Source organism: Paenibacillus sp. MABNR03, from assembly GCF_050455445.1.
In the GTDB taxonomy this organism is placed as follows: Bacteria; Bacillota; Bacilli; order Paenibacillales; family Paenibacillaceae; genus Paenibacillus; species Paenibacillus xylanilyticus.
On sequence record NZ_JBCIYR010000001.1, the window covers coordinates 1109981 to 1132857 of the forward strand.

Sequence of the window (22877 nt, forward strand, 5' to 3'; positions counted from 1 at the left end):
CGAGAACAAGAAAGTGAGCTGAGACGAGATGAGTAGAGAAGAGCTGAGCAACAAGGACTTAAGCCTTGAACTGGAGCAGATTATTTTTATTGGAAGGACCTACGAGGAATATATGCTGATGTTCGGCCTTACCCCGGAAGATCTCAGAGGCAGATCCATTCTGGATTGTCCGGGCGGAGCTTGTTCATTTAGCAGCCATTCCCGCAGACAGGGTGCGGATTCCATGGCATCGGATATTGCCTACCAGTTCGCGATTAATAATCTGGAATACAAAGGGCAGCAGGACATTGAGCACACCATCAAGCAATTGGAACAGGTGCGTGAAAGATACAGATGGGACTATTTCGGTTCGATTGATGGTTTGAAACAAGCTAGGACACGTGCACTACAGGATTCTACGGCAGATATGAGAGAATTTCCTGATCGCTATGTCTATTCTGAACTGCCCGTCCTTCCTTTCGCTGATGAACGATTCGATTTGACGTTATCCGCGCATTTTCTGTTTACGTATGCAGATCGATTGGACTTCAATTTTCATGCGCAAACCATTCTTGAGCTGCTGCGTGTAACCAGATACGAGCTTCGGATTTTCCCTACAGTAGGGCTTTCCGGAATACGTTATGAGAAGATGGATGAGCTGAAGACTCTGATTGAAAAACAAGGCTGCACGGTTTCTGAAGTAAAGACGGGGTATGAATTTCAACAGGGTGCCGATACCATGCTCCATATTGTGAAAACCAGCTTTTAAAATTGGCCATTCACCATCCTGGCTTAGGACAAGGTTAGCGGTTGCGTTATGGGGTATATTTGTTGTAGCATGGCAAACCTCGTTATAATGAATGAAACACCAGAAGAGGGTAGGAGGTTTATCGGATGAAAAAAGTACTCATACTTGGCGGGACACGATTCTTCGGCAAACGTCTGGTTGATCATTTGCTGTGGGAAGGCCAATCGCAAATTACGGTTGCGACGCGTGGCAAAACGAGCGTGGACTTCGGGCCAGAAGTGAACCGGATCAAGATAGATCGGGAGGATCCGCAATCTCTGGCTGAGGCAGCAAAGACCGACATGTGGGATGTGGTGTACGATAATATCTGTTACTCGCCGGATGCAGCGAAGTCGGCATGTGAAGCATTTGCGGGACGCACCCAAAGATATGTACTTACATCGACGCTTTCTGTGTATGGCGATCCCAAACCCGGTTTTACGGAAGCGGATTTTGACCCGTACACGTATCCATTGAAATATGGGAACCACGAAGATTTTTCATATGGGGAAGGTAAGCGCCTTGCTGAAGCAGTGTTCTTTCAGGAAGCGAGCTTCCCGGTTGCGGCGATGAGAATTCCAATTGTACTTGGAATTGATGATTATACGAGAAGACTGCATTTTCATATTGAGCATGTGCAAAAAGGCAAACCGATCGGTATGCCGAATCCGGAAGCCGAGATTGGGTTTATCAATTCAACAGAAGCAGCAAGATTTCTCGCCTGGCTGGGGCATTCAACGATTACTGGACCCGTGAATGCAGCATCGAAAGGCTCCATTACGTTATCTGCCATGATGAATCTGATTGAGACCGTTACAGGCATGCAGTCCCAGGTGTTACGCCAAACCGCCGAAGAAGATATGTCCCCCTTCGGCATCTCGGAATCATGGACGATGGAGACATCCAAGGCAGAAGAGGCCGGTTATACGTTCGAAGCTCTGATGGACTGGTTTCCAGGTCTTGTTCGCGAAGTGGCCCTGGCCCTTCAGTCTGAGGGTTGAACCCCGGACCAAATTCAAGTACCAAAAACAGGACGCACGGGAGTGAGAAGCTCTGTGGCGTCCTGTTTGTGTATTTTGTGAGCACAAAAATGATTAGTTCCTTATGCAGCTTATTTTTAATCCAAGTGATCAGTTAATAGCGGGAGGTACAGAAGCTGAAGCACGAATGCGCAGTTCCGATGGCAGAATGACCGTTTGGGATTCAGGCGGTGCCGTTCCCTCAATTCTGTCGATGAGCATTTGCATGCCGATCGCACCAAAGTCATATGCAGGCTGCGCTGCTACGGTCAGAAAGGGATCAAAAGCGGAAGCCAGATCCAAATCGTCAAAACAGACGACAGATATGTCTTCCGGTACACGAAGCCCTCTTTTACGCAAAAGACGAATAACTCCAATGGCCAGCATATTATTGGCAGCAAAAATAGCTGTTGGTTTCTCCGGTTGTGCAAGTAATCGCTTGATTCCAGCTTCGTCACTGAAATCGCGATAACCGGTCCGAAGGACAAGTTCCGGATCAACAGGTATTCCTGCTTCCCGTAAGCCCTCTACATAGCCTTCTTCCCTTAGTCTGGCAGTAGAAACCTCGGAAGAACCGTTGACGAGAGCGATGCGCCGGTGACCCAGCTCCGTAAGATACCGGATTAAGAGAAGCGCGCCTTCCCGACTATCCCCGGCAATCACATCCGATGTAATACCAGGCACGGTACGATCCAGAATGACGAATGGGATGTTCCTCTCCTGTAACTGCTTCAAGTGGTCAATAGAGCGATCCCCCGCAGGTGCAAAAAGTACACCGTCCACGCGTGTTGACAGAATCGTCTCCACATAATTCTTTTCCTTGTTGTAGTCTTCATCACTATTACTGAACAAGAGCCGATAACCGCGAGCATTGGCTGCATCCTCGGCTCCTCGGGCAAGTGTGGTATAAAAAGGGTTGGTAATATCTGTGATCAATAGAGACAGCATCTGTGTTCGCTGAAGTACTAGACTGCGTGCATTCGAATTGGGGATATATCCGAGCTCATCTATGACCTTCTGCACACGTTCTCTGGTGGCCGTACTGATTCGACCTGTTTGATTAATCACTTTGGAGACCGTCATGGCAGAAACGTTGGCTTTCTTGGCAATATCATAAATAGTGATCAATGGAATCTAACCTTTCCGCAACATAGTCTTATCATTTTATAGGAAAATGCCAATTGACAGCAATATGGGTGCATGCTATGTTAGGGTTACCGATAACCCAGACTTGGAAATGAACCTTTTTTATTTGAATAAAACTTCATATCACCGTGTACTTTTCTGCTCTAGCGAGTTCTGTTCCGCGGCCATGGGGACTACATATTGAAATCGATAAATAGAGTGGATTTTGTTAAATCGCATTATGTAAACGCATTCAATTATTCTGAATCTCTTGCTTCGGGCTGGCGCATCAATGGGTATCGGGCCAACTGAAGCCGTGGTCTGACTGCTTTAACTGCATCCTGACAAGACAACGTGTAATCAATTCGTACCAATCCAGAAAACATTTGAGGAGGACGTTTAGTATGACACATCAGGATTACCGTTATAAACAGGCATTTCCCAAGATTGGTATTCGTCCCACTATTGATGGCAGACGCAAGGGAGTCCGGGAATCACTGGAGGAACAGACGATGCGCATGGCGACATCAGTTGCTGAGCTGATCTCTGCAGAGCTTCGTTATCCCGATGGTACCCCGGTTGAATGTGTTGTTGCCGAGTCCTGTATTGGCGGTGTAGCTGAAGCAGCAGCGGCAGCAGAGCTGTTTAACCGTTCCAATGTTGGTGTTACGATCACCGTCACCCCTTGCTGGTGCTATGGTACGGAAACAATGGATATGTCGCCTTCGATTCCTACAGCCATCTGGGGCTTCAACGGTACGGAACGACCGGGTGCGGTTTATCTGGCAGCTGTACTCTCTGCCCATGCCCAGAAGGGGATACCGGCATTTGGAATCTATGGGGAGGATGTTCAGGATGGCGGGGACACCACCATTCCTGAAGATGTTCGTGTGAAATTGCTTCGTTTCAGCCGAGCCGGGCTTGCAGCGGCTACAATGAAGGGTCGTGCTTATCTGTCTATTGGTTCGGTGTCCATGGGGATTGCAGGCTCCATTGTGAATGATTCGTTTTTTCAAGAATATCTCGGCATGCGGAACGAATATGTGGACATGAGCGAGTTGACCCGGCGGATTGAGGAAGAAATTTATGATCCCGAAGAATACAAGCTGGCGCTGGCATGGGTGAAAGAGAATTGCAGTGAAGGACCGGATAATAATCCGGCTCACCTCCAGACCGACCGCAAGCGCAAAGAATATGAGTGGGAAACCGTTGTAAAAATGACTCAAATCGTACGTGACCTCATGGCCGGCAATCCAAAATTGGCAGAGCTTGGTTTCACAGAGGAATCGATGGGTCACCATGCGATTGTATCCGGCTTCCAGGGGCAGCGGCAATGGACGGATCACGCACCTAATGGTGATTTCCTGGAATCGATCCTGAATTCATCCTTTGACTGGAACGGTACACGTTCACCTTATCTGGTTGCCACAGAAAACGACAGTCTGAACGGGGTGTCGATGTTATTCGGCTCACTGCTCACCCATACGGCGCAGATTTTTGCGGATGTACGGACCTACTGGAGCCCGGATTCGGTTGCACGGGTTACAGGACACCAATTGGAAGGGAAAGCAAAGGACGGGATTCTGCATCTGATCAATTCGGGCTCTGCGGCATTAGACGGAACTGGACAGCAGTCAAAAGATGGCGAGCCGGTCCTCAAGCCGTTCTGGGAAATTACAGACGCAGAAGTGCAGAGCTGTCTGCAAGCAACATCGTGGAGACCGGCCTCGGTCGAATATTTCAGAGGCGGCGGATATTCCGCTGATTTCCTGACCAAAGGCGGCATGCCCGTAACCATGACTCGGCTGAATCTGGTCAAAGGTCTCGGCCCTGTACTACAGCTCGCGCAGGGATACACCGTGGATTTGCCTGAAGAAGTGCATGATACGCTGGATCAGCGGACGGATCCGACGTGGCCATCAACCTGGTTTGCCCCGATTTTGACCGGAGCAGGAGCCTTTACCTCTGTTTATGAAGTGATGAATCAGTGGGGCGCGAACCACGGCTCTATCTCCTATGGACACATCGGAGCCGATCTCCTGACACTGGCTTCAATCCTGCGGATTCCGGTGAGTATGCACAATGTCCCTGAATCCGAGATATTCCGTCCGCGAGCCTGGGGATTATTTGGAACAAGTGAACCTGAAAGCGCTGATTATCGCGCATGTAGCGTGTTTGGACCTTTATACCGATAAGCCAGCATGTCAGACGCCATGTTCAGCCTGACCTGAACGTGGCGTTCTTCAAAAGAAGGAGGCATGAGAGATGGGGACTCAGGCAACACATGTACTTGCTGCTGACTATGGTGCTGGAAGCGGCCGGATGGTCAGAGGTAGTTTTGACGGAAATAAGATCTCGTTACAGGAAGTGCATCGATTCAGCAATGACCCCGTGCAGCTCCGAGACGGTTTATATTGGGACTTTCTAAGACTGTTCCATGAACTTAAACAAGGTATTAGGAAGGGTACCCAAGAATTGACTCAACCGGTACGTTCGATCGCTGTGGATACCTGGGGTGTTGATTATGGCCTGGTGGATGGCGCAGGAAGATTGTGCTCGAATCCCCGTCATTACCGGGAACCGCGTAATTCAAAATGGATGGAAGAGACTCTGCATATTGTCAATGAAGAGGAGCTATACACCATGTCCGGCGTTTTGCCACAGCAAATCAATACGGTATTTCAACTGATCGGAAGTTTGCGGGAAAATGCTGAAGGTTTACGACCGGATATGCGGATGTTGTTCATGCCAGACTTGTTTCACTTTTATCTCTCAGGCCAGCAGGCTTGTGAATATACAATTGCTAGTACGAGTGGTTTATTGCATGCAGGAGAGGCCCAGTGGAATGAATCATTGCTTGGCCGTCTTGGTGTGCCTGAAACATTACTTCCGCCCCTGGTACAGGCAGGCACGGTGCTGGGACAGCTGACAGATGATCTTCGCGAGGAGCTGCGGACCGGACCGATGCAGGTCATATCGGTTGGCTCACACGATACTGCATCTGCACTCGCAGCCATTCCTGCATCAGATCCTAATTTTGCTTTTATCAGCTGTGGTACGTGGTCATTAATGGGTGTGGAACGCGATACCCCCATACTCGATGAGCAGAGCCGCAAACTGGGATTCACGAATGAAGGAACGGTCAGCGGCAAAGTGCGAACCTTGAAAAACCGATCCGGTCTCTGGCTTTTGCAGGAGTGCAAAAGGCAATGGGAACGCGAAAACAAAGCATTCACTCATCAAGAACTAGTTCAATTGGCCGACACGGCTTCAGCACACCAATGCTTTGTTCTGCCGGGAGATGCAGTATATTTACCACCAGGTGATATGCCTGAGCGAATACGTCGTCAGTGCAGAACCAGCGGGCAGACCATTCCGGACTCGATCGGGGCAATTGTACGCTGTATTCTGGAAAGCCTGGCGCTGGAATTCAGACAGACTCTGGATGAACTGGAGCTTGTCACCGGGAGCAGACCTCATGTGATTCATATGGTCGGTGGTGGTGTGCAAAATCGTCTGCTATGCCAGTTCACGGCTAATGCAACCGGAATCCCGGTAGTGGCGGGTCCAGTGGAGGCAGCTTCGGCAGGGAATTGCATGCTGCAATTGGTGGCGCATGGCGAAGTGAGCAGTTCGTCCGAGGTCAGGGACATCGTAGCCGCTTCTTACTCACTGGAAACGTATGAGCCTGAAGATAGGGAACCATGGCAGGAAGCCTATGAAATCTATCAAAGTCTGAATCAGCAGTTAGCAAAAGGGTCCAACTAAAAAGAATAAGAAGGAGTGGGGAAGAACATGACTGAACAGCAGGTAAGAGAAGAGCTGACAAAATATGCGCGCAGATCGGTTGCACAAGGTCTGGTGGTAGGTCCCGGAGGGAATTTGAGTGCTCGTGCAGAGGGTACGATGCTGCTCTCTCCGAGTGGTTATGCACTTGAGGATATCGATCCCGACGAATGGATTGCCGTTGATATCACGACAGGTGAGACACGTGCCGGATCGACACGTCCTTCTTCCGAAGTATTGATGCATCTGTACAGCTATCGCGTAAACCCTGACATCCAGGCGATCGTTCACACTCACCCTGCATACACCATTGCACTGAGTCTCGTGTTCGATGAGCTGCCGCACCTTTTCCCCGATCAGTCTGCACTTGTAGGAGATATCGGGTTTGTTCCGTATGTTCTTCCCACAACCAAACTGCTTGCCGATGCAGTGGCAGCTAAGGTAGAGGTTCATTCAGCGCTTATTCTCGTGAATCACGGGCTGGTTACTACGGGAAAAAATTTGCGGGAAGCCTATTACCGGACCCAAGTGGTGGAAGAGAGTGCGAAAGTGTATATGATTGCAAAGGCAGCGGGCGAACCCAAAGTACTTACCGCTGAACAATACAAGGAGATTCAGTCGCTTGAAAGTGAAGCTTATCGTGTGCAGCTGTTACAGCAGCTCAAGTCCTGAGGTCTCAGCAAGCGCTTTCGTCAAAACATGACATGAACCACTAGATACTGCAACTTTTTCCGACAACTATTGCATATCCTGAAATACCGAGTATAATACTTGGTAAATAGACGAAAAGGGGATGCAATAAACGATGAAAACACACGCTGAATTGAACTCACTTCTTGTTGACGATTATCTGGATCTCCTGAACATAGCGGCACAGTTAGGCGATGATGAATGGAAAAACTCCATTCTGCAAGCTCTAAAAGAAGAAGTGGATGCTAATCGTCATCTGGATTCCCAAGAAATAAGGCAGGATCTCTGGAACCAGTTTGAAGGCATTAACGAACAGATGCATGATCTGTTAATGCAGCTCAAGCATGCGGATTCTCCGGAAGAGAAAGAACAAATTATTGAAATGATCTGGGGTCTGAAAGTAGACCGTAACGCCATAACCCGAAAACTAGAAACCATAAGTCGTGCCCGTGCTGGTCAACAGTAAGGGATAACATCGTCATCATATAAAAGCCCGCTTGCTGACCCTTGAACTGAAAGGGAGGCAAGCGGGCTTTACTGTTCACATAGAGGTTTAGAACTGCTTCGCTACCTTACGAGCCTGTTCAATCGCATCTTGTTTAATCTGATCAGCCCGTTCCTTGAATTGATTATGGCCTTCCACAAAAATTCCTTCCAGTTTGGGAACGCCGAGGAAGGACATGATGATGCTCAGATAACGATGCCCGGATTCGGTTTGTGCCGCAGGTCCTTCGGAATAAATGCCGCCGCGGGCCTGAATATGCAGCGCTTTTTTATTGGTCAACAATCCGACTGGGCCTTGCTCCGTGTAACGAAACGTTTTGCCAGCCACGCAGATGGAGTCGATATAAGCCTTCATGATCGGAGGGAACGAGAAATTCCACATGGGTGTAACAAAAACGTATTTGTCTGCTGATGCAAATTGATCTGACAGTTCGTTCAGACGGCTAACTTTGGATTGCTCTTCCGCAGTCAGCTCACTGCCCGATTGGAGTTTTCCCCAGCCACTGAATACATCTGCATCAATATGCGGGATGCTGGATCGGTACAGGTCGAGATGTACAACTTCATCCGAAGGATGGCTCTCCCGGTATGCTTCTATGAATGCTTGACCTGCAGCCATACTGAAGGAGGTCTCATGATCGTGAGGATGGGCAGTAATATACAATAGGGTGGGCATGCAATTCGTCCTCTCAGTAATGTATTTTGGTGAAGAATGATTTCCTAAACGATAAAGCGACCGCAGTAGTATGCATCATGGATCTCTTTTTAATCCTTGATTCGGGTATCTTGCCTAAAAACAAGCTTCAGAAGAGGAATAGTGACCTGGTACTGAATGATGTATAATGAACAGGACAAGCAGCGTAATTATTGTGAGTGAGCAATGTGAGAAAGAATTTCTAACGATACCATGGATGAGTGAGATGAGCGCAAATGGGAATGGATCTGGAGAAACAACGATTAAGCATTGAAGCAGCCAAATTGTACTATCAGTCGGATTACAGCCAGCAGGATATTGCCGTCAGGCTGGGCGTGTCCCGTCCAACCGTATCCCGGCTGCTCCAGTATGCGAAAGACCGCGGTTATGTGCGCATTGAAATTATGGACCCGCTCGAGGACATTGATATCATTGCCGGAGAACTCAAAGCCAAATATGATCTGGATACCGCACTCGTCTGTTTTGCTCCACTGAAGAGTGATGAAGAAATACAGAAACATATTAGTAAAAGAGCAGCTGACTATCTGCAGGATACTGTTCAGGATGCAGACATTATTGGTGTGACCTGGGGAACGACGATGTACGCGGTAGCCAAACAGCTTCGAGCCAAGCAGGTCAAAGGTGTTGAAGTGGTGCAGCTAAAGGGTGGCGTAAGCCATTCACACGTGAATACGTATGCGGCAGAGATCGTGCATCTGTTTGCAGAAGCGTATCATACCGTCCCGCGATACCTGCCTTTGCCCGTGATTTTCGACAATATCGAAGTCAAAAAAATGGTGGAAGCCGACCGACACATCGGACGAATCGTTGAACTCGGCAGACAGGCGAATATTGCCATGTTTACCGTGGGTACCGTAAAGGAAGATGCACTCCTGTTTAAACTTGGATACTTTAACGAGGAAGAACAGCGATTGCTGATGAATTCGGGTGCAGGCGATATCTGCTCACGATTTTTTGATGCGGAAGGACAATTAATCAGTGAAGAAATCAACAGCAGAACCGTAGGGATTGACCTGGCCGAATTACGGAATAAGGAAAAATCAATCCTTGTTGCCGGGGGGCAACGTAAAATTGAAGCCATTCACGCTGCGCTCAAAGGGCATTATGCTAACATTTTGGTAACAGACCAATATACAGCGCAGGCTTTGCTCCGATTCTAGTTCAATATGATGACAACATCTGCCACGGAAATTCGGCGGATGTTTTGCTTTTTTAGGCAGAAGCTATAACCGTTGTTTCGCTTACTAAAGCGGATGAACAAAAGTTCATATTGATTTTTACATATGTTCATGTTAGTGTAAGGCTATAAATAATCAGTTCAGATAAGGGAGAGATTCAATTGACTTCAGCTCAATTAGCCAAAATGATCGATCATACCTTGCTTCGTGCGGATGCTGCGCAAAGTGAAATGGACAAACTGACCGAAGAAGCGAAACAGTATCAATTTGCTTCTGTATGTGTGAATCCGGGTTGGGTTTCTTATGCAGCAGAGCAGCTTCAAGGCAGTGGCGTGGATATTTGTACCGTTATCGGTTTTCCTCTTGGAGCTTCGACTTCTGAAACCAAAGCGTTCGAAACGACAGACGCTATTGCCAAAGGTGCAACAGAAGTTGACATGGTCATCAACATCAGCGCGCTGAAAGATGGCAGAGACGATTACGTTGAGCAAGACATTCGTGCTGTTGTTCAAGCCGCTGCAGGCAAAGCTTTGGTGAAAGTCATTATCGAAACTTGTCTGCTTACGGATGACGAAAAAGTACGCGCGTGTCAGGCAGCCGTGAAAGCTGGTGCTGACTTTGTCAAAACGTCAACGGGATTCTCCACAGGCGGAGCAACGCCGGAAGATATCGCATTGATGCGTCGCACAGTCGGACCAGATATGGGCGTAAAAGCATCGGGTGGGGTACGCAGTCTGGAAGACATGCAAAAAATGATTGAAGCAGGAGCAACTCGAATTGGAGCAAGCTCAGGCGTGAAGATCATGCAGGGTGGACAGTCCACATCTTCTTATTAATTCTAAAGGTTAAAGATCTGTTCTCCAGAATCCGGTATTTGCCGGCTATGGGGAGCAGGTCCTGACCCTTATCCAATGAATTATTTGTAAGCGCTTCACAAATTTTCTGAAAGTTTAATCTTACCGTATGAGCCTTTGAGTTGAAACGAACATCTGGCTTAACTACCTTCAAAGGAGAGATACAATGAAATTTCTGATTGCCATTCTGGGTTTACTCGTTGTGTTTGGACTGGCTTATATCGCAAGCAACGGTAAAAAGAATATTCGTTATCGGCCGCTGGCCGTCATGATTGTTTTGCAGGTGATCCTGGCTTATGCTCTGTTGAATACAGGAGTGGGCACATGGCTGATTGGTGGATTCGCGACCGTATTTAAAAGTTTGCTTGATTATGCGAATGAAGGGATTGCGTTTGTATTTGGTGATTTGACTACCGTAGGTGCAGAGACCGTAGGAACACCGTTCTTCCTCAGCGTATTGATGCCAATCGTTGTCATCTCCGCCCTCATTGGGATATTGCAGTATATCCGAATCTTACCTTTTGTTATAAAATATATTGGTCTGGTATTAAGCAAAATCAACGGAATGGGCAAACTGGAATCATATAACGCGGTTGCTTCCGCCATTCTGGGGCAATCTGAAGTATTCATATCCGTTAAAAAACAAATCGGTTTGCTGCCAAAGCATCGGCTGTACACGTTGTGTGCCTCAGCCATGTCCACGGTATCGATGTCCATCGTCGGTGCCTATATGTCCATGATCGATCCGAAATATGTGGTTACAGCGCTTGTGCTGAACCTGTTTGGCGGTTTTATCATCGCTTCCATCGTGAATCCGTATAAGGTAACCGAGGAAGAAGATATATTGGAAGTGCAGGAAGAGGAAAAACAATCGTTCTTCGAGATGCTCGGTGAGTACATTCTGGACGGATTCAAAGTGGCAATCGTTGTTGCAGCAATGCTCATCGGATTCGTCGCCCTGATAGCGCTCGTTAACGGGATATTCAGTGCTGTTCTCGGCATTTCGTTCCAGGAACTGCTTGGTTATGTGTTTGCACCCTTTGCGTTTATTATGGGCGTTCCCTGGAAGGAAGCGATTCAGGCGGGAAGTATTATGGCAACCAAAATGGTGTCGAATGAATTCGTCGCCATGCTGGATCTGACCAAACAAACTACGCTGTCTGCTCGTACAACAGGTATCGTATCCGTCTTCCTCGTATCGTTCGCCAACTTCTCGTCCATCGGTATCATTGCTGGTGCGGTGAAGGGACTTCATGAAAAACAGGGCAATGTGGTGGCCCGCTTCGGTCTGAAGCTGCTTTACGGTGCATCGCTTGTCAGCGTGCTGTCTGCGATCATCACCGGACTGTTCTTGTAACCCGGATTATTGGAAGGAGTGCGTAAGTTATGTCAACATTTAAAAGAGTACATCTGATTGTTATGGATTCTGTAGGTATCGGTGAAGCGCCGGATGCGGCAGAATTTGATGATTACGATGTGGATACGTTTGGTCACATTGCACGTGAACGCGGAGGTTTGAACATGCCTAATATGGCAAGTCTCGGACTGTCCAACATTAAAGAAATTGAGGGCATTCCTGTCTCGGATTCACCTAAAGCGTATTATACAAAAATGCAGGAAGCGTCCCGGGGCAAAGACACCATGACAGGCCATTGGGAGATCATGGGACTCTATATTGATACGCCTTTCCGCGTATTCGAAAACGGCTTCCCGGATGAGCTGATTCAGCGCATTGAAGAGAAGACAGGCCGTAAAGTCATTGGGAACAAGCCAGCCAGTGGCACGGAAATTATTGATGAGCTGGGTGAGGAGCATGTAAAAACAGGTGCCCTCATTATATATACTTCGGCGGATTCCGTTCTGCAGATTGCTGCACACGAAGATGTGGTTCCATTGAAAGAGCTGTACGAAATCTGTGAATTCTGCCGGGAGATCACGCTCGACGATCCATACATGCTGGGCCGCATTATTGCACGCCCGTTTGTTGGCGAAGTAGGGAATTTCAAACGTACTGCGAACCGTCATGACTATGCGCTCAAACCGTTCGGCCGTACAGTTATGAATGAGCTTAAGGACGGAGGATTTGACGTCATTGCCCTTGGTAAAATCGCAGATATCTATGACGGAGAAGGGGTAACCAAGTCTGTTCGCACGGTGTCCAACATGGACGGTATGGACAAGTTGTCCGAAACGATGGATGAAGAATTCACAGGTCTCAGCTTCCTGAACCTGGTTGATTTCGATGCATTGTTTGGTCATCGCCGTGATCCGCAAGGATATGCTCAAGCCCTGGAGGATTATGATGCGCGTCTGCCTGAGATTTTTGACAAAATGACGAACGATGACCTGCTGATCATTACAGCTGACCATGGTAACGACCCAACGTACCGTGGTACGGACCATACACGTGAGTATGTACCATTACTTGTGTATTCCCCTCGCTTCAGCAAGGGCAAGCAGCTTGAACTGCGCAGCACATTCGCCGATCTTGGCGCAACGGTTGCTGACAACTTTGGTGTTAAACTGCCGGAGTACGGTACAAGCTTCCTGAAAGATTTAAAATAAATTTCCGTAGTCAACGGAAGCAATAAAGTCGCTAGATAAATTAATAAAGAATGGTTCAGGTAACCATGGAGCAGCTGCGGCCGCTCCGGTTCCTGGCCATCACTAAACCAATGGATAAACTGGAGGAGATTTAACCATGAGTACACATATCGGAGCCAAACCTGGAGATATCGCAGAAACGATCCTTTTGCCAGGAGACCCGCTGCGCGCAAAGTTTATTGCAGATACGTATCTTGAAGATGTGGTTTGTTACAACGAAGTTCGCGGAATGCTTGGTTTCACCGGTACATATCAAGGACACCGTATTTCGGTACAAGGTTCAGGCATGGGGATTCCATCGTTCGCCATCTATGCCAACGAATTGATCAGCGAATATGGCGTCAAAAACCTCATTCGTGTGGGAACATGCGGAGGTATGCAGGAGCATGTACGTGTTCGTGACGTCATTTTGGCACAAGCTTCCTGTACGGATTCCAGCATGAACAAGCTTGTATTTGGCGGATATGATTTCTCTCCAATTGCAACGTTCTCCCTGTTGAAAGAAGCATATGACCGCGCAACAGAAAAAGGTCTGAAGATCCATGTCGGGAACGTATTTAGCTCCGATTCATTCTATCGCGACGATCGTTCCGTTACAGAAAAATTGATGCAGCACGGCGTACTGGGTGTGGAAATGGAAACGACAGCCCTTTACACCATTGCTGCCAAGTTTGGCGTGAATGCATTGACGATCCTGACTGTGAGCGACCACTTGTTGACAGGCGAAGAAACCACTGCCGAAGAACGTCAAAAAACGTTCAACGACATGATGGTTGTAGCACTTGAAACAGCAATCACGCTGTAAATTACGCTAATATCCATTGATTTGAATTGAAACTTTGTTATTAGCACGTAGTGAAGGAAACGGATCCATTTTGAAGATGCGAAGCGCCTCGACTCTATCTCAAGGTTTTCACCACAACAACAAACAAAATTACACGATAACGGAGAGGGCAGAAGGAACCTGAAGAAGTGAAGCGTCCGCCTTTATCACCGGATTTTCCCCTTATAAAAAGGGAATCGAAAAATCTGGGGATAACAGCGGTCGGAAGGTTGTTCTGCCATCGGAGTGACCGTGTAAATACCCACCACAACAAAGGAGAGATCATCATGAGAATGGTAGACATTATTGCCAAAAAACGTGACGGAAAAGAACTGACAACAGCTGAGATTGATTTTGTTGTTCAAGGATATACACAAGGTGATATCCCGGATTATCAAGTCAGCGCCTGGGCGATGGCAGTATTCTTCAAGGATATGACCGACAAGGAACGCGCAGATCTGACGATGTCGATGGTAAATTCGGGCGAAACGATTGATCTGTCCGCCATTGAAGGCATCAAAGTAGACAAGCACTCGACGGGTGGCGTAGGCGATACAACAACATTGGTTCTAGCACCGCTTGTTGCTGCCCTGGATGTTCCCGTAGCCAAAATGTCCGGACGCGGTCTGGGCCATACAGGCGGAACGACAGACAAACTCGAATCCGTTGCCGGTTTCCACGTAGAGCTGGAGAAGGAAGAGTTTATCAGGCTCGTTAACGAACACAAGGTAGCGGTTATTGGTCAAAGCGGAAACCTTACGCCTGCTGACAAAAAGCTCTATGCACTCCGTGACGTTACAGCAACGGTCAACTCCATTCCACTGATCGCCAGCTCCATCATGAGCAAAAAAATTGCAGCGGGTGCAGACGCCATCGTACTGGATGTGAAAACAGGTGCGGGTGCCTTTATGAAAACAACCGAAGATGCAAAAGAACTGGCACATGCCATGGTAAGCATCGGTAACAATGTTGGGCGCAAAACGATGGCGGTTATCTCCGACATGTCTCAACCACTCGGATTGGCCATCGGTAACGCCCTCGAAGTAAAAGAAGCGATTCTGACGCTGCAAGGCAAAGGACCGAAAGATCTGGAAGAACTGTGTCTGGCTCTTGGACGTCAAATGGTATTCCTCGCTGGCAAAGCAGACTCCCTGGAACAAGCTGAGGAGAAGTTGAAAGAAGTGATCCAGAACGGGAAGGCACTGGAGAAATTCAAGCATTTCCTGGCAAACCAGGGTGGCGATGCATCAGTTGTAGATCATCCAGATCGTCTGCCACAAGCGAAATATCTGATTGAAGTCCCGGCTGATCAGGATGGATATGTTGCCGGAATCGTAGCTGACGAAATCGGAACCGCTGCGATGCTGCTTGGCGCAGGGCGTGCAACGAAAGAATCGGAGATTGATCTTGCCGTAGGATTGATGCTTAACAAAAAAGTGGGCGACCCGGTCAAAGCTGGCGAGTCACTGGTAACGATCCATGCCAATCGTGAGGATGTGGCAGACGTGATTGCCAAGATCAAAGAAAATATTACGATTGCAGATCATGCTGATGCTCCTGTGCTCGTTCATGATATCGTAACGGAATAAATATCAGGTGATGCCAAGAGGTTTTTCATATTGAACCTGAAACCGAAGAACCCGAAGCCATATTTTTATGGTTTCGGGTTCTTCCTTGTTTTTGAAAGTGAGAATGGATCCAGAACTTAAACTTAAACTTAAGCTTAAGCTTGAGCTTGAGCTATCCCTCTCTTTTGCCCTTCAGTTTATCATAGGTCATTACGGAATCCGCATTGGTATAAATATACGGGGTGGATGGCTCGGAAACAGGAGTTATTTTCGTTGCCCGAATCTCAATGGTGTCCTTGCCATTTACCTGAGCGGAACCGATGTTTCCGTCTATTTGTACCCAGCTGTCGGTTGGGAATGTATCAGCGTCAGGGATGTGAATCATGACTCCAAAGGGCGCCGCATCTGCAGGACAACACATGACAAGGAAACGACCGAGCGCAAAGTGTGATTCGTGATTCATGCTCTGATCACGATAGACAAATCCAGTGAGGGAGATCTCCTTGCCGGCGAATTGACGCTGAAACATGTCGATGGTCCCAAGCGTTTCTGAAAATATTTCTGGATATACTTTGATGATCGATTCGGCATACAATTTTTCGGCCAACTCAGCGAATTCACGGCTGTATTCATCGGGAGGAATGAATTGCACTTGCACTTTACTGGCTGACCCGGAAACAACGGTCGTCTGAATTTGTGCAAGATCTTGAATATCCAATTTGACCGTATCTTCGGGTGCAGGCTCTTTACGCCGGATTTCTGGCGGGGTGTAAGACAGCGACATGCCTTTCTGACTAGCCATCGAACTGCCCAGTGCCTGATCGGGCAGCAAAAAACCGAGCAGTAAGGGAAACATAATCAGACTGTAGGTCATCGAACTGCGAAACCACCCGGACGGAGGAGGGTGCTCACAATCACAATGGACTTGACCATGACCAATGAGTGCATGCCAAGCCATAACGACCGCGATGAACAAAAGCGGTATAGGACTGCATAATAACAGTCGCTGCATCGTAGGGGCCAGATAATAGTGAAGAGAATCATTTGCGTTCAAATGGAAGATGTATACGGCAAGACCACCAATCCAGACGGCACGAATCAATGAGTGCCATTGAACGGCATGTCTTCTGGAGCTGGGAGTATGGATTTGAAAGGATGCAGGATGAGTCATCTAATCACCTCTTATCATTATTGAAGTGAACATATATGCTGCAGAATTTAATTTTCCACTTGCTTCATGATGTATGAATACCGGAATGTAATTTGTTTTTTATCCTATACCAGAAGGTTTATCAACCACGATCCGGCGAAGACGAGAACAATAATGGCCATGCTTAACCCAATGACAAACCTTGTGCGGAAGGTGGAAAGCAACATGAGTGTGCTCTTAAAATCAAGCATGGGCCCGAGAACAAGAAATGATAAAAGCGGTCCCAGCGCAAAAGTATGAGAGAACGCAGAAGCCACAAAGGCATCAGAGGTCGAGCACAGAGATAATACATATGCAAATCCCATCATAAATACATAGGAGGCCACAGGGCCGTTCCCAAGTGCAATCAGATCACTGCGGCTGATAAACGTCAGAATGCAAGCTGTAATCAGTGCACCAATGACCAGGTACTTACTCATATCTACAAATTCATCTCCGGCATGAATGAAGAAGCTGCGCCAGTTTTTCTCATGGGTATGGTTATGATCATGCCCTTCGGCATGCGTATGGGGTTGGGCCATTTTGAATCCAGGATGAGTCTTGACCTCTGTCACGGCAACCTTTGGCTTACGTAAAGGATTCTTTCGAACAAAAAGATAGACCAGCCCCCCAATTGAAGCTGCGACGGCAAACGCCAGTCCCATGCGGGCGATTGTTATTTCGGGATGGGATGGAAAAGCTAGTAAAGTTGCGGTAAACACGATCGGATTAACAACAGGACCACTAAGAATAAACGTTACCGCGATATAAGCTGGCATTCCTTTATGCATCAACCGTCGTACTACTGGAATCATGCCGCATTCACAGATAGGGAATATGATCCCGAGCAATCCAGCCACCAGCACACCGCCAATGGGATTCTTTGGTGTGAGTTTGCGTACCATTTCTTCGGATACGAACCATTGCATGAGCGAAGACAGTAGTACACCGATCAGTAGAAATGGGACTGCTTCAAGGAAGATGCCTATGAATACTGTTTTCATATTTTGCAAAGCTTCACTGTTCCATGCCTGTTTGAGATCCGGAGCCATTGTAATCATCACGGGAACAAGAAAGGCACAGGGAATAAGGAATGAGAGGAGCTTCAGATTGGCCGCAAGCTTCATTAGGCAGACCTCCACAACCGGACTTTTAATAAACTATATGCCTGTACATTCAGCAACATACACACGCTTTGCCATTTTAATCATAATTGTTACGATTTAATAATTCTCTTTACCAGAAAGTTGACAAACGAAAGAAGGGTCATGTATAGTTTGACGTGTTAATAGTAAATATTACGATTAAACCAAAGGAGGCACTACCATGAGAGTGATTGTAACCTTAGCCTGCACCGAGTGCGGAGACCGCAACTATACGACAACGAAGAACAAGCGTAACCACCCTGAACGGATTGAGTTGAAAAAATACTCACCGCGTTTGAAGAAAATGACCATTCACCGGGAAACAAGGTAAATTTTTTTGTCTTTTCTACATCGTAATACTTACGAAAAGAGGAAACGTCATGATTCTATCCTCCATGCGCGATGTGGTCTTTGGCTATGGCAAAGAGCCTGTCATTGACCATCTGTCGCTGGATATTCACGTGGGTGAGTTCGTAGGCATTACCGGCCCGAACGGTTCTACGAAAACAACCATGCTGAAGTTGCTGCTGGGGCTGTTACAGCCCTGGAGCGGCACGGTACATATGAATGTTCAGAACATCCGTGGCAGCAAACTGGAGATCGGATATGTGCCCCAACAGGTGGCATCGTTTAATAGCGGATTTCCCAGTACAGTCATTGAACTGGTTCGATCCGGATGTTACCGCAAGCTTGGTCTCTTCCGCAGATTCAGAGCTGAACAGGAAGCTATCGTGGAGAGAAGTCTCCGAGAGGTAGGCATGTGGGAACACCGGAATACGCGGATAGGTGAACTGTCTGGTGGGCAGAAACAGCGAATATGCATTGCCAGAGCTTTGGCAGGACAGCCCCAAGTGCTTGTACTGGATGAACCCACAACGGGAATGGACCGCCGCAGCAGGGAAGGATTCCATAATCTGATGCGTCACTATGCAGATGTGCATGGGCTGACGATTATTATGGTGACACATGGTCTGGAAGAGATGGGCAACCGATTGGATCGAACCATTGTCCTGGAACGGCAAGAAAGCGAGGAATGGCAGTGTTTGAGTACGAATTCATGCAGCGTGCTTTCTGGGCAGGCGGACTGATTGGAATCATAGCTCCCATTCTGGGTGTTTATCTGATGCTTCGGCGTCAGGTATTAATGTCGGATACATTGTCTCACGTTTCACTTGCCGGGGTTGCACTTGGTTCAGTTTTGAACCTTGATCCAGTCATTTGTGGTTTTGCCATCGCAGTCATTGGCGCACTGCTGGTGGAACAATTGCGGCGTAATTACCTGACTTACAGTGAGGTCCCTGTAGCGATCATCATGACGTCAGGCTTGGCGCTAGCTGTTGTGCTTATGAGTCTGAAATCCAGTCTGTCCAAGACGTTTAGTTCCTATTTATTTGGATCCATTGTAGCTGTTAGCGATACACAGCTATGGATGATGGCGGCGGTGTGTGTGACCGGTTTGATTTTTTTCATTGTACTACGTAGACCTTTATACAATTTGACGTTTGATGAAGAGACAGCTTCTATCGGAGGCATTCAGGTCAAAGGTTTATCGTTTGCATTTGCAGTACTTACGGGTCTGACGGTTGCTTCAGCCATGCCCATTGTCGGTGTACTGCTTGTATCTGCCCTAATTGTGCTGCCGGCTGCGCTGGCTCTGAGAGTCTCACGCAGCTTCGCAGCAGCCATAGTGATCGCCGTCCTTACCGGGTTAATCGGGATCTTCGGCGGGTTGACAACATCTTACCACTTGAATACACCCCCAGGAGGGACGATCGCCCTCATTCTGCTGGCCTTTCTATTGACTGGAATATCAGCACAGAAGCTGATTCAACAATACAACCGTAAGCGTCATCGCAAGGAAAGAAAGCAGCAGCACGCAATTATATCCATACAATCAAGGGAGAATATACCACATGAAATTCAGTAAAAGATCAACATTGGGACTATTGTTCAGTCTCACACTTATTGCAGCCGGCTGCGGTCAAACGAAAACGGCATCCGAATCGGATGCGGCTTCGGCAAACGCTCCGGCAGCGACTGAGAAGAAGTTGGACGTACAAGTCAGTTTCTACCCTATGTATGAGTTCACCAAAAATATAGCAGGCGATCTGGCTGATGTACATACACTCGTTCCAGCCGGAATGGAGCCCCATGACTGGGAGCCAACACCCCAGGATATAGCAAGCATCGAGAAAGCAGATGTACTCGTCTATAATGGCGCTGGTATGGAATCATGGATCGATCAAGTGAAGAATACTCTGAGTAATGACAAGCTTGTACAAGTAGAAGCAAGCCAAGGCATTGATCTGCTTGAAGGCGTAGAAGATGGCCATCATCATGGGGAGTCAAGTGCAGATGAAGCAACTGCAGAAGAGCATGACCATAATCATGATCATGGTGAAGAAGCAGCCACTGAAGAACACGATCACGAGCATGCCAATGAAGCCGCTACAGAAGACCATGACCACGAACATGATACTGAGGCAGAAGAAGGGCACACACATGATCATGGTGGACTTGACCCGCACGTGTGGTTGTCGCCTGTTCTGGCCATTCAGGAGGTGCGGAATATTGAAGCAGGACTGGCGAAGGCTGCACCGGAGCATGCTGAACAGTTCAAGCAAAATGCTGATGCGTACATTGCCAAACTGGAAACATTGGATCAGGAATTCAAAGCAGCTGTGACAGACAGCAAACGAAAAGATTTCATTACTCAGCATGCAGCGTTCGGGTATCTTGCCCGGCAGTATGGACTGAAACAGGTGCCGATTGCGGGTTTATCTCCAGAACAAGAGCCTTCTGCAGCACAGATGGCATCCGTTATTGATTTTGCCAAGGAACACCAGGTCAAAACGATTTTCTTCGAAACTCTGGTATCTTCCAAAGTATCCGAGACCATCGCCAGTGAAGTCGGTGCCCAAACGGCTGTGTTGAACCCGATTGAAGGATTAACCGAAGAGGAGATTGCAGCAGGAATGGACTATATCAGTGTTATGAAGCAGAATCTGGATGCCCTGGAACGGGCACTGAATGAATAAACATAAATCCATTTGATGCCAGTCATCGAAAGAGGTACAATGATACAACATGCTGAGGAATGGCGATGCCATTCCTTTGCCTTTTGCCACGCAGAGAGCACAGTGATGTGCTCTTTTCGTTGTATAAGGGGACCGGAGAACGATTGGGGTTACAGGAGGAGAAGACGCATATGGAACGAAGTGAAGAACAGGAAATTCTGCTAAGTCAGCAGCCACCCCATCTTTGGAGAAGACGCAAGCAGGAGCTTATGCACTGGACGGAGCGTGAAAAACATACGATATCAGCGAAGAAAACAGTGGTGTGGAACGGAGTAGAAGTGGATGCGGAGCTGCTCAAGGCACTATCCTTGCTTCAGCAAGCTGGTGTAGAGACCGAGTTTTCGTGTGCAGGTGTTAGTCCGCTTGATGAACCTGTAGACCATTCGCTGTATGCTTATGTTACACTAGTGCAAACTGAAACTGCAGATCAATTTGTTCAATATGCGCTGAAGCGTATGCGAAATCGACTGCTTGTTACACTGGAAGTAGAGAGGGGACGGTATGATATGTCTTCTTTTTTCATAGGACACAATCGAAGTTTCTGCTGGTGGATGGAATATTGTGCTGCCCATTTCATGGAACGAAACGAGTTGAGCTAAGAAGCGTAGTATAAACGTTGGGAATTGTTACTCGGAGACAAGGAGGGATACAGAATTGAATAAATGGCTCAAAACCATATTGTTTCTGGTGGCTTCCGTTTTTCTCACACGTTTTATTCCGTTTTCTTCGTTGTTCCGAAATCTGGATACGATGATTCATGAATTCGGCCATGCGTTGGTCACCCTGCTATTATCAGGAAAAGTCCTGCGTATCGAATTATACGCGGATCACAGCGGCGTTACCTATTCATCCATGCTGACACCAGGCAGATCCATATTGGTGTCTCTGGCAGGATATATAACGGCATCACTATTTGCCTGGCTACTATTCTACTTGTATCGCAAAGGCTTGCACATCTGGGGTTTGGGCATCATGACCGCTGTTGCACTTGTATCTCTTTTGTTATACGTAAGAGGAGAGTTCGGGATGTTATGGCTCACAGGGTTCATTGCCCTGAATGTCGTGATGATGATTTTTGGCGCCAAAATAGTGAAGTTCTATTATCTGTTACTGGCTTTCCTGACGCTGGAAGAGTCCGTGGTGAGTGCCATGTATGTCGGACTGATGTCCTGGACGCAGCCTTCACGGGCAGGAGATGCAGCCAATCTCGCACAGCAGACTTTCCTGCCGGCCCTGTTTTGGGGAACCCTATTTGCGTTATTTTCTCTCTGGTGTGCGAAGGGCGCCCTGAGTCTTTTTTTCCGCAAAGAGGGTGCGGTACGCAAGCCACGCTCACGGGGATTACGTCAGCGAAACGTTTAAACGCAAGACAAAGGCACTTCCTTTAAAATAAAGGAGGTGCCTTTTCCTTTACGTAATGAATTTGTCTCACCATTAGTCGCCAAGGTTTTCCCATAATACGTAGAAATAATGGAGCTCTTCCATAATCGCCTTATCATCTTCGGCGGCAACCCCACCTTTAATCCGTGAGAGTGTACCCAGAATATCATAAATCGTTTCACGCTCCACGCTGAACTGAATGCGGTTGACGATTCGATCCCAGGCCTGCATCGCATAATCAATTTGAGACTTGGCTTCAGTCCACTGTTTCCCTTTCACCTGCTTTTCCAGCGTTTGTACGGATTCCAGCAACCGATCATCTGCGCCAAAGGGCTTTTTGAGAAAGGGTCCACTGACCATGATAGCCACAAACAAAATCAGTAAAAAAATTGGAACCACATACAGCAACCAAAAACGGGTTTTCATTCAGCCGCCTCCTTGCAAATATTGAACG

General features: G+C 47.6%; 23 protein-coding genes. 18 read left to right on the top strand and 5 right to left on the bottom strand.

The window, feature by feature from the left end:
• The first annotated feature begins 28 nt into the window (after positions 1–28).
• Together AAIH57_RS04775 and AAIH57_RS04780 are read left to right on the top strand one after the other, a co-directional pair.
• Entirely contained in the window at positions 29–748 is a 720-nt protein-coding gene (locus AAIH57_RS04775) for an SAM-dependent methyltransferase (RefSeq protein WP_430020732.1), read from the top strand.
• Between the two features lie 125 nt (positions 749–873).
• Positions 874–1767: an NAD-dependent epimerase/dehydratase family protein gene (locus tag AAIH57_RS04780; protein ID WP_430020733.1), complete on the top strand. Its 894-nt coding sequence runs from the start codon at positions 874–876 to the stop codon at positions 1765–1767.
• Positions 1768–1896: 129 nt separating this feature from the next.
• On the opposite strand, the gene AAIH57_RS04785 is transcribed toward AAIH57_RS04780, so the two are convergent.
• Positions 1897–2913, bottom strand: coding sequence for a LacI family DNA-binding transcriptional regulator (locus AAIH57_RS04785; protein WP_430020734.1), 1017 nt, complete (start codon positions 2911–2913; stop codon positions 1897–1899).
• 401 nt (positions 2914–3314) lie between these two features.
• On the opposite strand from AAIH57_RS04785, the gene AAIH57_RS04790 reads away from it, so the two are divergent.
• From AAIH57_RS04790 to AAIH57_RS04805, 4 genes are all read left to right on the top strand, one after another.
• A complete protein-coding gene (locus AAIH57_RS04790; protein ID WP_430020735.1) occupies positions 3315–5105 on the top strand; it encodes an L-fucose isomerase in 1791 nt (596 codons plus the stop codon).
• Positions 5106–5175: 70 nt separating this feature from the next.
• Positions 5176–6678: a rhamnulokinase gene (locus tag AAIH57_RS04795; protein WP_430020736.1), complete on the top strand. Its 1503-nt coding sequence runs from the start codon at positions 5176–5178 to the stop codon at positions 6676–6678.
• A gap of 27 nt (positions 6679–6705) precedes the next feature.
• Positions 6706–7368, top strand: a complete 663-nt coding sequence (locus tag AAIH57_RS04800) for a class II aldolase/adducin family protein (RefSeq protein ID WP_430020737.1) — start codon at positions 6706–6708, stop codon at positions 7366–7368.
• Positions 7369–7501: 133 nt separating this feature from the next.
• Positions 7502–7852, top strand: a complete 351-nt coding sequence (locus AAIH57_RS04805) for a hypothetical protein (RefSeq protein ID WP_175398510.1) — start codon at positions 7502–7504, stop codon at positions 7850–7852.
• Positions 7853–7939: 87 nt separating this feature from the next.
• Here AAIH57_RS04805 and AAIH57_RS04810 read toward each other — a convergent pair whose 3' ends face one another.
• Positions 7940–8566, bottom strand: coding sequence for an FMN-dependent NADH-azoreductase (locus AAIH57_RS04810; RefSeq protein ID WP_175398511.1), 627 nt, complete (start codon positions 8564–8566; stop codon positions 7940–7942).
• Positions 8567–8826: 260 nt separating this feature from the next.
• On the opposite strand from AAIH57_RS04810, the gene AAIH57_RS04815 reads away from it, so the two are divergent.
• The 6 genes from AAIH57_RS04815 to AAIH57_RS04840 all read left to right on the top strand — a co-directional run bounded on the left by AAIH57_RS04815 (position 8827) and on the right by AAIH57_RS04840 (position 15653).
• Positions 8827–9765: a sugar-binding transcriptional regulator gene (locus AAIH57_RS04815; RefSeq protein WP_430021333.1), complete on the top strand. Its 939-nt coding sequence runs from the start codon at positions 8827–8829 to the stop codon at positions 9763–9765.
• A 203-nt stretch (positions 9766–9968) separates the two neighbouring features.
• Positions 9969–10619: a deoxyribose-phosphate aldolase gene (gene deoC, locus AAIH57_RS04820; protein ID WP_430021334.1), complete on the top strand. Its 651-nt coding sequence runs from the start codon at positions 9969–9971 to the stop codon at positions 10617–10619.
• Between the two features lie 184 nt (positions 10620–10803).
• Positions 10804–11994, top strand: a complete 1191-nt coding sequence (locus tag AAIH57_RS04825; RefSeq protein ID WP_175398512.1) for a NupC/NupG family nucleoside CNT transporter — start codon at positions 10804–10806, stop codon at positions 11992–11994.
• A 29-nt stretch (positions 11995–12023) separates the two neighbouring features.
• Complete coding sequence (deoB, locus tag AAIH57_RS04830) at positions 12024–13202, top strand: phosphopentomutase (RefSeq protein ID WP_430020738.1); 1179 nt, start codon at positions 12024–12026, stop codon at positions 13200–13202.
• 136 nt (positions 13203–13338) lie between these two features.
• Positions 13339–14046 carry a purine-nucleoside phosphorylase gene (deoD, locus tag AAIH57_RS04835; RefSeq protein WP_430020739.1) on the top strand — a complete coding sequence of 236 codons (708 nt, stop codon included), beginning with the start codon at positions 13339–13341 and terminating at the stop codon, positions 14044–14046.
• 305 nt (positions 14047–14351) lie between these two features.
• Positions 14352–15653: a pyrimidine-nucleoside phosphorylase gene (locus AAIH57_RS04840; RefSeq protein WP_175398515.1), complete on the top strand. Its 1302-nt coding sequence runs from the start codon at positions 14352–14354 to the stop codon at positions 15651–15653.
• 151 nt (positions 15654–15804) lie between these two features.
• Here the strand turns inward: AAIH57_RS04840 and AAIH57_RS04845 are convergent, their stop codons facing one another.
• On the bottom strand, positions 15805–16803 hold the full coding sequence (locus AAIH57_RS04845; RefSeq protein WP_430020740.1) for a TIGR03943 family putative permease subunit: 999 nt from the start codon (positions 16801–16803) through the stop codon (positions 15805–15807).
• Between the two features lie 104 nt (positions 16804–16907).
• Positions 16908–17948: a permease gene (locus AAIH57_RS04850; RefSeq protein ID WP_430020741.1), complete on the bottom strand. Its 1041-nt coding sequence runs from the start codon at positions 17946–17948 to the stop codon at positions 16908–16910.
• A 199-nt stretch (positions 17949–18147) separates the two neighbouring features.
• On the opposite strand from AAIH57_RS04850, the gene rpmG reads away from it, so the two are divergent.
• The 6 genes from rpmG to AAIH57_RS04880 all read left to right on the top strand — a co-directional run bounded on the left by rpmG (position 18148) and on the right by AAIH57_RS04880 (position 22405).
• Positions 18148–18297: a 50S ribosomal protein L33 gene (gene rpmG, locus AAIH57_RS04855; RefSeq protein ID WP_024631975.1), complete on the top strand. Its 150-nt coding sequence runs from the start codon at positions 18148–18150 to the stop codon at positions 18295–18297.
• 49 nt (positions 18298–18346) lie between these two features.
• Positions 18347–19054: a metal ABC transporter ATP-binding protein gene (locus tag AAIH57_RS04860; RefSeq protein ID WP_430020742.1), complete on the top strand. Its 708-nt coding sequence runs from the start codon at positions 18347–18349 to the stop codon at positions 19052–19054.
• Positions 19000–19893 (top strand): metal ABC transporter permease, encoded by an 894-nt coding sequence (locus AAIH57_RS04865; protein ID WP_430020743.1) that lies wholly within the window; start codon positions 19000–19002, stop codon positions 19891–19893. Before AAIH57_RS04860 ends, AAIH57_RS04865 begins: the two co-directional genes overlap by 55 nt.
• Entirely contained in the window at positions 19880–21004 is a 1125-nt protein-coding gene (locus AAIH57_RS04870; protein ID WP_175398521.1) for a metal ABC transporter substrate-binding protein, read from the top strand. Before AAIH57_RS04865 ends, AAIH57_RS04870 begins: the two co-directional genes overlap by 14 nt.
• Positions 21005–21174: 170 nt before the next feature.
• The gene (locus AAIH57_RS04875) at positions 21175–21642 is read left to right on the top strand and encodes a hypothetical protein (protein WP_175398522.1); all 468 of its coding nucleotides are present in this window, start codon (positions 21175–21177) and stop codon (positions 21640–21642) included.
• 55 nt (positions 21643–21697) lie between these two features.
• Positions 21698–22405: a M50 family metallopeptidase gene (locus tag AAIH57_RS04880; protein ID WP_430020745.1), complete on the top strand. Its 708-nt coding sequence runs from the start codon at positions 21698–21700 to the stop codon at positions 22403–22405.
• Positions 22406–22477: 72 nt separating this feature from the next.
• On the opposite strand, the gene AAIH57_RS04885 is transcribed toward AAIH57_RS04880, so the two are convergent.
• Positions 22478–22849 (bottom strand): DUF4363 family protein, encoded by a 372-nt coding sequence (locus tag AAIH57_RS04885; RefSeq protein WP_175398524.1) that lies wholly within the window; start codon positions 22847–22849, stop codon positions 22478–22480.
• Positions 22850–22877 lie beyond the last annotated feature (28 nt).